The organism is Clostridium sp. JN-9 (genome assembly GCF_004103695.1).
Taxonomy (GTDB): Bacteria; Bacillota; Clostridia; order Clostridiales; family Clostridiaceae; genus JN-9.
On the sequence record NZ_CP035280.1, the window covers coordinates 2,875,389 to 2,888,263 of the forward strand.

Consider the following 12,875-nt stretch of genomic DNA (forward strand, 5'->3'; position numbering starts at 1 on the left):
TAATAATCATTTAAAAGACTAGCATATTTTTACTTTATGCTAGTCTACAAACAATTATAACATCTTTTTTAAATATTGTCCTGTGTATGACTTTTTATTTTTTGCTATTTGTTCCGGAGTACCAGTACATATAATATTCCCTCCATTTTCTCCGCCTTCAGGGCCTAAGTCTATTATATTATCCGCACATTTTATTACATCCAGATTGTGTTCAATTACAACCACTGTGTTTCCTGCATCAACTAGTCTTTGAAGTATTCCAATGAGTCTGTTTACATCATCAGAGTGAAGTCCTGTGGTAGGTTCATCTAAAATGTAAAAAGTTCTTCCAGTACTTCTCTTAGACAGCTCATAGGCTAGTTTTATTCTTTGTGCTTCTCCTCCTGAAAGCTGTGTAGATGGCTGACCTAGTTTTACATATCCAAGTCCAACATCCAGAAGAGTCTGAAGCTTATTTTTTATTCTTGGAAGGTTCTCAAAGAATTTACATGCTTCTTCTACAGTCATATTCAGAACTTCATCAATATTTTTACCTTTGTATTTTACCTCTAAAGTTTCTCTGTTATACCTTTTTCCTTTACAAACTTCACAAGGCACATATACATCTGAAAGAAACTGCATTTCTATTTTAATAATGCCGTCTCCTCTGCAGGCCTCACATCTCCCTCCTTTTACATTAAAACTGAATCTTCCGGGCTTATAGCCTCTCATCTTTGATTCTACAGTTGAGGCAAATACTTCTCTTATTAAATCAAAAACCCCGGTATATGTAGCTGGATTTGATCTGGGAGTTCTTCCAATAGGGCTTTGATTTATATCAATAATTTTATCAATATTTTCAATTCCCTTAATTTCCTTATGTGCTCCAGGGTTGTCTCTTGATCCATTAAGCTTTTTATTTAAACCCTTATACAAAATTCCATTTACTAAAGTACTTTTACCTGAGCCTGACACTCCTGTTACACAATTGAAAACACCCATTGGAAATTTTACGGATATATTCTTTAAGTTATTTTCTTTGGCACCTATTACTTCTATAAATTTATCACCAATTTTTCTTCTTTCCTTTGGTACTTCAATTTTTTTTGCACCGCTGAGATATTGTCCTGTAATAGAGTTTTTATTTTTTATAATATCCTCCAGAGGACCTGCTGCAACAACTTCTCCGCCATGTTCTCCAGCCCCGGGGCCAATATCTACAATATAATCTGCTGCTCTCATAGTGTCTTCATCATGTTCAACTACTATAAGGGAATTTCCAAGATCCCTAAGATGTTTTAATGTGGCTATAAGTTTATCATTATCTCTTTGATGAAGTCCAATGCTTGGTTCATCTAAAATATACAAAACCCCTACCAAACTAGAGCCTATCTGTGTGGCAAGTCTTATTCTTTGGGCTTCTCCTCCTGATAATGTTCCTGCTGTCCTTGAAAGGTTTAAATAATCCAGTCCTACATCAATTAAAAATTTTAATCTGCTTTCTATTTCCTTTAATATCTGTGAGCTTATTATTTTGTTCTTTTCTGACAGGTGGATTTTCTTTAAATATTCATATTCATCTCTTACACTCATACTGCAGAATTCAAATATGTTTTTATCACCAACAGTAACTGCTAAAACTTCTGGTTTTAGTCTGGCACCTTTACACTTTGGGCATGGATTATTACTCATATAATTTTCAATTTCAGCTTTAATATAATCTGAATTTGTTTCCATATATCTTCTTTTTAAACTATTTATAATTCCTTCAAAAGCATGGTCAAATTCCATGGTACCGCCTTCACGAGAATAATTAACCCTGATTTTCTCACCTTTTAGTCCATATAAAAGCATGTCTATAATTTCAGGCTTAAGCTTTTTTATAGGAGTATTCAAGCTGAATTTATATTTCTTAGATAATGCTTTTAGTATGCTGAATGTCCAGGAATCTTCGTTTTGTACAGTATTTGCCCATGGTATTATTGCACCCTCTGATATACTTTTACTCCTATCTGGAATAATTAATTTTTCATCAATTTCAAGCAAAGTTCCCAGTCCATCACAGGTATCACATTTTCCAAATGGAGTGTTAAAAGAAAACATCCTTGGAGTAAGCTCCTCAATGCTTATGCCACAGTCCGGACATGCAAACTTTTCACTGAAGATCATATCATTCCCATCAATTACGTTAACTACTACAGTGCCATCAGCTAATTTTAATGCAGCTTCTAAGGAATCTGCTATTCTCCCTCTGATGTCAGGCTTTACTGCAATTCTGTCAACTACTGCTTCAATAGTATGTTTTTTATTTTTCTCAAGTGATATTTCATCTTCATCAAAGTCTATGATTTCTCCATCAATTCTGGCTCTTACATACCCATTTTTTCTTATACTTTCTAATACCTTTGTATGCTCCCCTTTTCTTTGTCTTACAATAGGAGCAAGAATCTGAATTTTAGTTCTTTCCGGCAGCATTAATATACGATCTACCATTTGGTCCACAGTCTGCTGCTTAATTTCTTTGCCGCACTTAGGACAATGTGGTATTCCAATCCTGGCATACAGCAATCTTAAATAGTCATATATTTCTGTAACAGTTCCAACAGTAGATCTTGGATTTCTGCTGGTTGTTTTTTGGTCAATAGATATTGCTGGAGACAATCCATCAATGGAATCCACATCAGGTTTATTCATTTGTCCTAAAAACTGTCTTGCATAAGCTGACAGTGATTCCATATATCTTCTTTGCCCCTCTGCATATAATGTGTCAAAGGCCAAAGATGATTTGCCTGAACCTGAAAGTCCTGTAAATACAACGAACTTATCTCTTGGTATTTCCAGACTTACATTTTTTAAGTTGTGGACCCTTGCACCTTTTATTACGATTTTATCCCTCATTAATTCTCATTTCACTCCTTCGTATTTATGCAATTATATTTATTTAAGTTTCTTTTTTAATTTAAAAATCATGTCCCTCAGTTCTCCAGCCCTCTCAAATTGGAGATCCTTGGCTGCCTGTTTCATTTCTTCTTCGTATTTATTTATTAAAGCCTGTATATCATTAGTATTGGCTTTAATTGCCTCTTCTAAACTATCATACCGCTCAGTATTTTCCTCAACCTTCAATGGCTCTATTACATCCCTGATTTCTTTTACAATTGTCTTTGGAGTAATGTTGTGTTCTTTATTATACTGCATTTGAATTTTTCTTCTTCTGTTTGTCTCCCTTATGGCCTTATCCATGGATTTTGTTATATTATCTCCATACATTATAACCTTGCTCTCAGAGTTTCTTGCAGCTCTTCCTATAGTTTGTATTAATGAAGTTTCCGATCTTAAAAAGCCTTCTTTATCAGCGTCTAATATTGCTACAAGAGCTACTTCAGGAATATCAAGTCCCTCTCTTAAAAGGTTTATACCTATAAGAATATCAAACTTGCCCTTTCTTAAATCCTTTATTATTTTCATTCTTTCAATGGTATCTATATCCGAATGCAGATATGCAGCCTTTAGGTTCATTTCTTTAAAATAACTGGTTAGATCCTCTGCCATTTTTTTCGTCAGTGTAGTAACTAAAATTCTAAAGCCCTTTTTTATTGTTTCATTTATCTGAGCATATAAATCATCAATCTGCCCCTTTACAGGTTTAACAATTATTTCAGGATCAAGCAGTCCTGTAGGCCTTATTATCTGCTGCGCAATATTTGTTGAATGATCAAGTTCATATGGACCAGGTGTGGCACTTACAAACAGAACCTGATTAATCTTTCCCTCAAATTCATTAAATTTTAAAGGCCTATTATCATAAGCAGAAGGTAATCTAAACCCATATTCAACTAAAGAATCCTTTCTTGATCTGTCCCCGGCAAACATTGCCCTTACCTGGGGCAGTGTAACATGGCTTTCATCTATGAATAAAAGAAAATCCTTTGGAAAATAGTCTATTAAAGTTTGGGGAGGAGATCCAGGTTCCCTTCCGTCTAATATTCTGGAATAATTCTCAATTCCACTGCAGTACCCTACTTCTCTTATCATTTCAATATCAAAATTTGTTCTCTGTTTTAATCTTTGAGCCTCTAAAAGTTTATCTTGAGAAGTTAGCTCTCTTACTCTGTATTCTAATTCCTCTTCTATTTTTGTAATAGCAGCCTCCAGCTTTTCCTTAGAAGTTGCAAAGTGAGATGCAGGAGTTATTAAAGCATGTTCCCTAATGCCTAATATTTTTCCTGTTAGGACATCAAACTCTTTAATTTTATCAATTTCATCTCCAAAAAACTCCACCCTTATAGCTGTACTGGAAGATGAAGCAGGAAAAATGTCAAGTACATCCCCTCTTACTCTGAAAGTACCTCTTACAAAATTAATGTCATTTCTTTCATACTGTATTTCTACTAATCTTTTTACTATCTTATCTCTGTCCTTTACCATTCCCCGCCTTAGAGAAATGGTAAGCTTTTTATATTCTTCAGGGTTACCTAATCCATATATACATGAAACTGAAGCTACAACAATCACATCATTTCTTTCAAGCAGGGCTGATGTGGCTGAATGTCTCAGTTTATCTATTTCATCATTAATTGAGGCATCTTTTTCTATATAAGTATCAGTTTGAGCAACATAAGCTTCGGGCTGATAGTAATCATAATAAGAAACAAAATATTCTACACAATTTTCAGGGAAAAACTCTCTGAATTCTGAGCACAGCTGAGCAGCTAAAGTTTTATTATGTGCTAATACTAATGTCGGCTTTTGAACTTTTTCAATAATATTTGCCATGGTAAAGGTCTTCCCTGAACCAGTTACGCCTAATAAGGTCTGAAATTTATTCCCATTTAAAAAGCCATTTGAAATATTGTCAATTGCCTCAGGCTGATCTCCAGTTGGTTTATATTGTGAATGTATCTTAAATACTCCCATATTAATCATCCTTATTTTTCTTTTTTATTTTATCCAGAATATCCTGAAATTTATTGTTTTCCAGTTTAACAACGGTACTTCCCTTAGGAAGATTTCTAGGCACAAATACAATGCCTAATCTTTTAGTATTATTTAAGTGGTTATAGTTTAAATCTTTTATAATATTGTTACTTTTTTTAACCTTTAATTCCACAAAGTTTGTAAAATCCCTTAGCTGATTCATAATTTCGTCATCTTCATAAATTTCTCTGCCATTTATTCCGAGTATCTTGTCCCCGCTTTCCAAACCCATTTCAGATGCAGGAGATTTGGGTATTACATCCAGAACAACTATTCCTTCATCATCACTTACATATTTAGATTTTCTTGTAAACTCCAGTGAACTCTCATAGTTCAGCATAATCTCATGGGCTGTTGGTGCAAAAATAAGAACAAGCAGCTTAAAATAAATATTTATCACTGACAATTGAGCCAGAATAAACAAAACAATACTATAAATAATTATTGAAATTCCAGAAGAAGTCACTTTTTCAGTTTTTGTTTTAGTAAAAGTTATACTTGAATACCCTATGACCCCGTAAAAAGGTATCAGTATTTCAACAGCATCCCTAAGTACGCTGCCTGGAACTGATGTATTTATCAATGGCCACCAGGATGGCATTGGTGCAGTAGTTCCCCCTGCTATGGATTTGCTGCTGAGCATAATAATTAAAGCTATAGGCATAATCCAATACCTTTGAAAAGCAAATCCTCCTATAATTTTATTATCTCTGCTTGTAAATACAGGTATATATCCAGTGTCTCCATCAATAATTACTAAAAACCCTTCAATAAAATGCAGTACTGCAACCATTGTCATTAACGCAGTGACATCTATTTTTAGAAAATCTAAATTTGGAATTTTTAAAATTACTGACAGCTGGCTTAAAATAAGGCTCAGAAGTCCAATAGAAGCTCCCGAATATGCAAAGCACATAAATCTCGGGCTTACAAACATGAAGATAATAGAAATCAGAAAAATTAAGTCTACAGATGAATTTTCATCAAAAACTATACCTAAGTAAGACATAATTATACTGGCAGCTGTTCCGGCAAATATTCCTATTACAACTTGAGATATTGTCAATTCAAAGGGAGAGATTAAACTCTCTCCCATTATCATCCTCTGCATTGTCGTTGTCTTTTTATTTTGTCTATAAAGCATAAAGGCTAAAATTGCAAGAAATAGAACTAAATAGGGCTCAGTTAATGCATATGCTATAGACTTTAACGTATATACTAATATATTCATTAAAAATATTCCCCTCTCTGCCCTGTATGTGATAAACAAACACTTATTTAACTTTTTCCCTTGCTAATTGTAGTGCTTTAGTAAATTGAGGATCTGTACTTCTATCGTATGGTTTCTTTAGCAGTTCTTCCGGGTAAGCTACTTCCACATCAGGCTTTATGCCTATATGATGTATGTTTTCTCCATTTGGAGTATAGTATTTTGATATTGTAACCTTAAGTGCAGTTCCATTTCCTGTATCTATAATAGTCTGGACAACGCCTTTCCCAAAGGTTTTTGTTCCAACCAAAGTTCCAATTTTATAGTCCCTTACAGCACCTGAGAATATCTCTGATGCACTGGCAGTACCTTCATTAGTTAATACTACCAATGGAAGATTGGTATAGTCTCCTCCCTTTGAGTTATATTCCTTTTTATTATTATATTTATCTATAGTAGAAACTATAACTTTTCCTTTTGGAACAAAATTTGATACCATATCAACGCATTCATCCAGTAGTCCGCCTGGATTGCCCCTCAAATCTACAATAAGGGTTTTCATTCCCTTACCCTTTAACTCCTTGAGTTTATCAGAGAAATTCTTTGCTGTGTTATCATCAAACATTGATACATTTATATATCCTATATTATTTTCCAGCATCTCGCCTTTAACTGTAACCATATTTATCTTGGCTCTCTTTAATTTCTTATCAAAAGTTCCCTCAGCAGCCCTGTAAATTGTTAATGTAACATCAGTGCCATCCTGTCCTTTCATCATAGTTACTGCCTTATCCAGTTCTTTACCAGTAACGTCCTTACCATTAACTTTCACAATTTCATCTTTTGGAAGTATTCCGGCCTTTTTAGCTGGAGAATCCTCAAATACATCAACTACAAGTATTTTATCATCCTTAGCCTGAACCTGAAGTCCTACTCCGCTGTAATTTCCTTCAGTCTGAGAATTAAAATCCTGAAATTCCTTTTTATTCATAAATGTAGTATATGGATCATTTAAAGCAGCTGTCATTCCCTTTACAGCTCCCTCTTCCAAAGCTGTATCATCGATTTTGCCATCGTAATATTTATTCAGCAGATCTTTTACCTGATACATTTTCTGAAATTTTAATATATCTGCGTACTGCTGCTGCCCTATAATAACCTTTCCATTAGGAAGATACAATGATATAGCGTTACTTACTACAAATGTTAAAATATTGGTTATTAAAACTATTACCACTGTCCAAGCAATCCATTTTTTCTTTTTACCCAATTGATACACCTCTTTAATTTTATCTATAGAGGTTTTAATCAGAATGCAAATTTAAAACCCTATATTATTATTTCTTCAAATCTTAAATAATTATAACATTAAAAAAATATTTTTCCAAAATAATTTATTTTAATAATATGTTACTTTTATTTAAAAATAATTCATGGGTTTTAATAGGAATTATATCATAATTATATTTAATTTGCAAACATATGTTCTTACCTTATAAGCAAAAAAATTCCAGCAGCCATCCCCACTGGAATTTTAATATTCACTTTATATAAACTCTAAACTGCTAAGAACTTTCTAATTGAAAGTATACTTCCTGCAGCTCCTATGATTACACCAGTTAAAAGGAATAATCCTAAAATATTTGTAAAAATATATCCTGGCTGCACCATCTGCATAGCAATAAAAGAATTAGAAAACTTTATAAATACAGCCCTGTATGCATAATATAGCAAAACTACAGAAACCAAGGATCCTATAAATCCTATGACCATACCTTCCATTAAGAAAGGCCACCTGATAAACCAGTCCGTTGCACCAATAAATTTCATTATTCCAATTTCTCTTCTTCTTGAATAAACAGTTATCTTTATTGTATTTCCTATTAGGAATAATGAAACGCCGATTAATATTAAAAATAGTGTAATACCAACCCACTTTATGCCATTAGTGACTTTTACAAGTTTGTCCACTGCTTCCCTTCCATCTTTAATGGTTTCTATTCCAGGCATATTTTTGATTCCAGCCACAACTCCGGAAAGCATAGAAGGTTCCTTAACTTTTACAGTATAAGAAGTTGGCATTGGATTATCCTTTTCCATTCCAGCAACCAGTCCTTTATTCTCAGGGCCAAGCTGTTCCTTGAATTTATCCATGGCCTGTGATTTACTCTCATAAGTTACTTCTGTAACACCATCGCTGTTTTTAAGCTTATTTTCCAAATCATTCTGCTGTGATGTAGTAATGTTATTGTTAAGATAAATTTTAGCCTCTACCTTAGATTCTACATCCTTAACGCCCTGGTTTATATTTAAAATAGCCAGAACGAATATTCCTAAAATAAATAAAGTTGCTGCTACAGTTGCTGCTGCTGCAATGCTGACAGTTCTATTTCTCTTTAGTCCCTTTAAGGAGTCTGAAACAAAAAATTTATATGTATTAATCTTCATAACCGTATGCACCCCTTTGCTCGTCTCTTACTAGAACACCCTTTTCAAGAGCTACAACTCTTTTCCTCATTTTGTTTACTATATCTTTAGCATGAGTGGCCATAAGAATAGTTGTACCCGCATGATTAATATCATTTAGTATGTCCATAATATCCATGGATGTGTCAGGGTCCAGATTACCTGTAGGTTCATCTGCAATAAGCAGAGTAGGGTTATTTACTATTGCCCTGGCCAGAGCCACTCTTTGCTGCTCTCCTCCTGACAGTTCAGATGGAAAGGCCTTATATTTGCTGGATAATCCAACTAATGATAAGACAATTGGTACTTTTTTTCTTATTTCTTTATGGGGAGTTTCTATTACTCTCATGGCAAATGCCACATTTTCATATACATTTAAAGTTGGTATCAATCTGAAATCCTGAAAAACAACTCCTATTTTTCTTCTATAATAAGGTATTTCTCTTCTCTTTAACTTGGTTATATCTGTATCATTTACAATAACTGTACCGCTGGTAGGGTCAATTTCCTTCAACAAAGTTTTTACAAAAGTAGACTTTCCAGCTCCACTTGGCCCTACAAGAAATACGAATTCTCCTCTTTCTATGGTCAGGCTGATATTAGAAAGTGCGTACACATGATTATCATAAACTTTATTGACATTTTTGAATTCTATCATAAATACATCTCCTTGAATATTACTGTAATCGCTAAAATATAAGTATATTAAAATAATTATAACATAATAAGACATTAAGTTATAATTTAATTTGTATTAAATTTTTATAAATAAATATATATGTTTCCATAAAAAGAATTTTATATATTTTTTTCTTTAGATTTTATCATAATAATTAACAGAACCCCAAATATCTTATATATCTGGGGTTTATTTTATTTAGTTTTCTCCAATTAGATCCTTGAAACCTTCTCCCAATACTTCATGGGCATCACTAACTGTTATAAATGCTTTTGGATCTACGATTTTAATATAATCCCTAAGCTTGATAAACTCTTTTCTATCCATTACAGTATATAATATGTATGTATCCGTCTTTGTATATCCGCCATGACCATGAAATACAGTACAGCTTCTTTCCAATTCCTCAATTATAAATTTACTGATTAAATTATTATTTCTGCTCACTACCATAATCTGTTTTGATACATTTAATCCTTCAATAACACTATCAATAACAAATCCGTTTAGTATGACACATAAAAGTGCGTACATTCCAATATTAGCCCCAAATGAAAGTGCTGCAAATATTGTTACAATAAAATCCACAGACAGCAATGCTTTTCCAATATCAATATGTACAAACTTATTAATAATTTTAGCAAATATATCCGTTCCTCCTGTAGATGCGTTTTGATTAAAAACAATTCCCATGCCTATGCCCGAAATAAAGGTTCCAAAAATTGAGGCCAGGAGTAGATCCTTTGTTACTACCATATCAGGAGTTACAACCTTATCCAATATCCATATTATCCCTGATAATGTTAAGCTTGAATAAATAGTTTTAGCCCCAAATTTATTGCCGATAATTATAAATGCAATTATAAATAAAATACCATTCATAATGAGCATTAATAAACCTATAGGCATGGCAGGAATAAAGTGGTTAATGATAATAGCAATTCCTATTACTCCGCCTGCAGCAATATTATTTGGTGCAAGAAAAAATTCTGTACCTATAGCAACAAAAATTACGCCCAGTGTAATTAAAAAATATTGTTTAAATACCTTCATAATTTTTACCCCCAAAGTTATTATATTTATATAGAAAGAAATTTATTTTACACCTATGTAAAATAAATTTCTATTACATATGAATATATAGCAATGAATATTGATATAAAAAACAGTACATGGGCTAAGTTGAATTTTTTAAAATAAGTTTCCCACACATCCTGATAATTCAAAGGCCTCATAAATTTTGGCTTTATGAATGCTATACCAGCTATGCCAAGTCCCATAGCACTTACCCACTGAACAAATCTGCTTCCCCATGATAATATCTCCTTTATATTAGGGCCATGCATAATCATTCCAGCAATCATACCCAATATAAATGGTATAAAGAAGATGCCTACAGATAACTTTAAGCAGTATAATAAATCTTTAATAAAATCTTTTATAGAAGAACTCATATATTTACCCCCTTGCATTTAAACTAAATTATAAACTAATAGGGCGGTGCACAATTAATTGTATACCGCCAGTAATGCTCAGAATTATTTTATCATAAAATGTACTTTAATACTATGAAATAAAAGTAAGGGCTATAATGATAACCCTTACAAAAAATAGTTTTATATTCTCATATGCTTATAAACCAATACTTATCAGTAGTGCTTCATCAACTTTCTTCATATCTTCAACAGTCATGTGTCCTATTTTATCTTTTAATCTTTTCTTATCAAGAGTTCTTATCTGTTCCAAAAGGACCACTGAATCTTTGTTGAGTCCATATTCCTCAGAAGAAATCTCAACATGAGTTGGTAGCTTCGCTTTGTTTATCTGAGATGTAATAGCAGCAACTATTACTGTTGGACTATATCTGTTACCGATATCATTTTGAATAATAATTACCGGCCTGACTCCGCCCTGTTCCGATCCGACAACCGGGCTTAAATCAGCATAAAATATATCTCCTCTTTTCATCATCATTGTCATGTGGTAAATCACTCTCCGAAAGCTTTGCTTCATATTCTTTAAAATCTTTTATATCACTTGTAAAGCCAACTTCCGAAATTTCAAGGTTAATTTCACCCATTTCACAGTATCCTTTTTTCATCTGCTCTATGAGTTTTAACCTTTTTTTCTCCTCAATATATAATATTATAGCTTCCCGAATAAATTCACTTCTTTTTTTACTATCTTCATTTAAAGCTTCATCAAAGTCCTTGAAAAGCGCCTCAGATATATTAACTACTAATCTTTTTGTTCCTGACATGAATGAATTCACCCTCCTAGAGTTTTACAGCAACAATTTCAGCTATAAATTTACATATCTTTTATGTCATGACAATTTTCTGCATTATAATTAATTTAATTATATTCTATGAAAACTTTGGTGTCAAAAGATATTTATTAAACATAATTTCTGACCTTAATTACTTTTCCATTTTTAAAATACACTCTGGGTACTCTTCTGCTTATCATACAGGTTACTTCATAATTTATAGTTCCCATAAGTTCGGCTATATCATCTGCAGAAATTTTCAATCCATTCTGTTCACCTATGAGGACAACTTCATCCCCTACTTTGACTCCAGGAATATCAGTTATATCAATCATACATTGATCCATGCATATTCTTCCCACAACTTTTGCAAATTGTCCATTTACAATTACCTTTGCCTTATTGAACAATGATCTTGAATATCCATCAGCATATCCAACTGGCAATGTGGCAATTATACTTTCTTTCTCAGTTTTAAATTTCCTTCCATAGCTTATGCTTGTTCCTGCAGGCACTTTTTTTACATGAACGATATTTGTTTTTAATGACAATACAGGTTTTAAATTAATATTTTCTTTTTTAACTTCATTTGAAGGATAGCATCCATACAGTATTATTCCCGGCCTTACAGCATCATAATGGCTTTCAGGTAAATCCATAATTGCAGCACTATTGCCAATATGTCTTATATTAACATTTACATTGTTTTCTTTTAGATTTTCATAAAACCAGTTATATTTTTTAATTTGATAAAAAGTATAATCCTTATCAGCCTCATCAGCAGCTGCAAAATGTGTAAATAATCCCTCAATCACTATATTTGGCAATTTACTGATTTTATATACTTGTTTTATACTATCTTCATCAGGTAAGAAACCTATCCTCCCCATACCCGTATCTACAGCAATATGTATCTTAGCTGTTTTGTTTCTTTTTACTGCCGCTTTGGATATTTCTTCTGCTAATTCATAGGAATAAACTGTCTGCTCAATATCATTTTCAATTAATGTATCTACAAGGCTTGGAGGCGTAAATCCTAATATCATTATAGGACAGTGTATTCCTCCATTTCTTAATTCCACAGCCTCGCTAAGTACAGCTACAGCCAGCCTGGTTGCACCATTTTCTAAAAGCACTGGTGCCACATCCAAAGCGCCATGTCCATAAGCATCAGCTTTTACCACTGCTATTATTTCTTTACTTTTTGATATTCTTCTTATTTCCTTCATATTATTTTCAAGATTATCCAAATCTATTTCAGCCCATACAGGTCTTATATGCCTAAACATTGTTCC

At 32.9% G+C, this 12,875-nt stretch carries 11 protein-coding genes; all 11 read right to left on the reverse strand.

Features of this window, described 5'->3' with window-relative positions; all coding sequences use genetic code 11:
* Positions 1 to 54: 54 nt before the first annotated feature.
* Positions 55 to 2,877 (reverse strand): excinuclease ABC subunit UvrA, encoded by a 2,823-nt coding sequence (uvrA, locus tag EQM05_RS13820; RefSeq protein WP_128750571.1) that lies wholly within the window; start codon positions 2,875 to 2,877, stop codon positions 55 to 57.
* A gap of 39 nt (positions 2,878 to 2,916) precedes the next feature.
* Positions 2,917 to 4,896, reverse strand: coding sequence for an excinuclease ABC subunit UvrB (gene uvrB, locus EQM05_RS13825; protein WP_128750572.1), 1,980 nt, complete (start codon positions 4,894 to 4,896; stop codon positions 2,917 to 2,919).
* A gap of 1 nt (position 4,897) precedes the next feature.
* Positions 4,898 to 6,187: a PDZ domain-containing protein gene (locus EQM05_RS13830; RefSeq protein WP_128750573.1), complete on the reverse strand. Its 1,290-nt coding sequence runs from the start codon at positions 6,185 to 6,187 to the stop codon at positions 4,898 to 4,900.
* 43 nt (positions 6,188 to 6,230) lie between these two features.
* Positions 6,231 to 7,436, reverse strand: coding sequence for a S41 family peptidase (locus EQM05_RS13835; protein WP_128750574.1), 1,206 nt, complete (start codon positions 7,434 to 7,436; stop codon positions 6,231 to 6,233).
* Positions 7,437 to 7,723: 287 nt separating this feature from the next.
* Positions 7,724 to 8,614: a permease-like cell division protein FtsX gene (gene ftsX, locus EQM05_RS13840; RefSeq protein WP_128750575.1), complete on the reverse strand. Its 891-nt coding sequence runs from the start codon at positions 8,612 to 8,614 to the stop codon at positions 7,724 to 7,726.
* Positions 8,604 to 9,290: a cell division ATP-binding protein FtsE gene (gene ftsE, locus EQM05_RS13845; protein WP_128750576.1), complete on the reverse strand. Its 687-nt coding sequence runs from the start codon at positions 9,288 to 9,290 to the stop codon at positions 8,604 to 8,606. The genes ftsX and ftsE overlap by 11 nt, the downstream gene beginning before the upstream one ends.
* 219 nt (positions 9,291 to 9,509) lie before the next feature.
* Positions 9,510 to 10,364: a YitT family protein gene (locus tag EQM05_RS13850; RefSeq protein ID WP_128750577.1), complete on the reverse strand. Its 855-nt coding sequence runs from the start codon at positions 10,362 to 10,364 to the stop codon at positions 9,510 to 9,512.
* A gap of 53 nt (positions 10,365 to 10,417) precedes the next feature.
* Positions 10,418 to 10,765: a hypothetical protein gene (locus EQM05_RS13855; protein ID WP_128750578.1), complete on the reverse strand. Its 348-nt coding sequence runs from the start codon at positions 10,763 to 10,765 to the stop codon at positions 10,418 to 10,420.
* 178 nt (positions 10,766 to 10,943) lie between these two features.
* Positions 10,944 to 11,291 carry a type II toxin-antitoxin system PemK/MazF family toxin gene (locus tag EQM05_RS13860; RefSeq protein ID WP_128750579.1) on the reverse strand — a complete coding sequence of 116 codons (348 nt, stop codon included), beginning with the start codon at positions 11,289 to 11,291 and terminating at the stop codon, positions 10,944 to 10,946.
* Complete coding sequence (locus EQM05_RS13865) at positions 11,251 to 11,571, reverse strand: CopG family transcriptional regulator (RefSeq protein WP_128750580.1); 321 nt, start codon at positions 11,569 to 11,571, stop codon at positions 11,251 to 11,253. The genes EQM05_RS13860 and EQM05_RS13865 overlap by 41 nt, the downstream gene beginning before the upstream one ends.
* A 137-nt stretch (positions 11,572 to 11,708) precedes the next feature.
* Positions 11,709 to 12,869 (reverse strand): alanine racemase, encoded by a 1,161-nt coding sequence (gene alr, locus EQM05_RS13870; protein ID WP_128750581.1) that lies wholly within the window; start codon positions 12,867 to 12,869, stop codon positions 11,709 to 11,711.
* Between the last annotated feature and the right edge of the window lie 6 nt (positions 12,870 to 12,875).

Excerpts from the sequence above, each read along its gene's own strand:
- EQM05_RS13850 (WP_128750577.1), bottom strand. The coding sequence starts at position 10,364 with ATGAAGGTATTTAAACAATATTTTTTAATTACACTGGGCGTAATTTTT.
- alr (WP_128750581.1), bottom strand. The coding sequence starts at position 12,869 with ATGTTTAGGCATATAAGACCTGTATGGGCTGAAATAGATTTGGATAAT.
- EQM05_RS13855 (WP_128750578.1), bottom strand. The coding sequence starts at position 10,765 with ATGAGTTCTTCTATAAAAGATTTTATTAAAGATTTATTATACTGCTTA.
- uvrA (WP_128750571.1), bottom strand. The coding sequence starts at position 2,877 with ATGAGGGATAAAATCGTAATAAAAGGTGCAAGGGTCCACAACTTAAAA.
- EQM05_RS13830 (WP_128750573.1), bottom strand. The coding sequence starts at position 6,187 with ATGAATATATTAGTATATACGTTAAAGTCTATAGCATATGCATTAACT.
- ftsE (WP_128750576.1), bottom strand. The coding sequence starts at position 9,290 with ATGATAGAATTCAAAAATGTCAATAAAGTTTATGATAATCATGTGTAC.
- EQM05_RS13865 (WP_128750580.1), bottom strand. The coding sequence starts at position 11,571 with ATGTCAGGAACAAAAAGATTAGTAGTTAATATATCTGAGGCGCTTTTC.
- uvrB (WP_128750572.1), bottom strand. The coding sequence starts at position 4,896 with ATGGGAGTATTTAAGATACATTCACAATATAAACCAACTGGAGATCAG.
- ftsX (WP_128750575.1), bottom strand. The coding sequence starts at position 8,614 with ATGAAGATTAATACATATAAATTTTTTGTTTCAGACTCCTTAAAGGGA.
- EQM05_RS13860 (WP_128750579.1), bottom strand. The coding sequence starts at position 11,291 with ATGACAATGATGATGAAAAGAGGAGATATATTTTATGCTGATTTAAGC.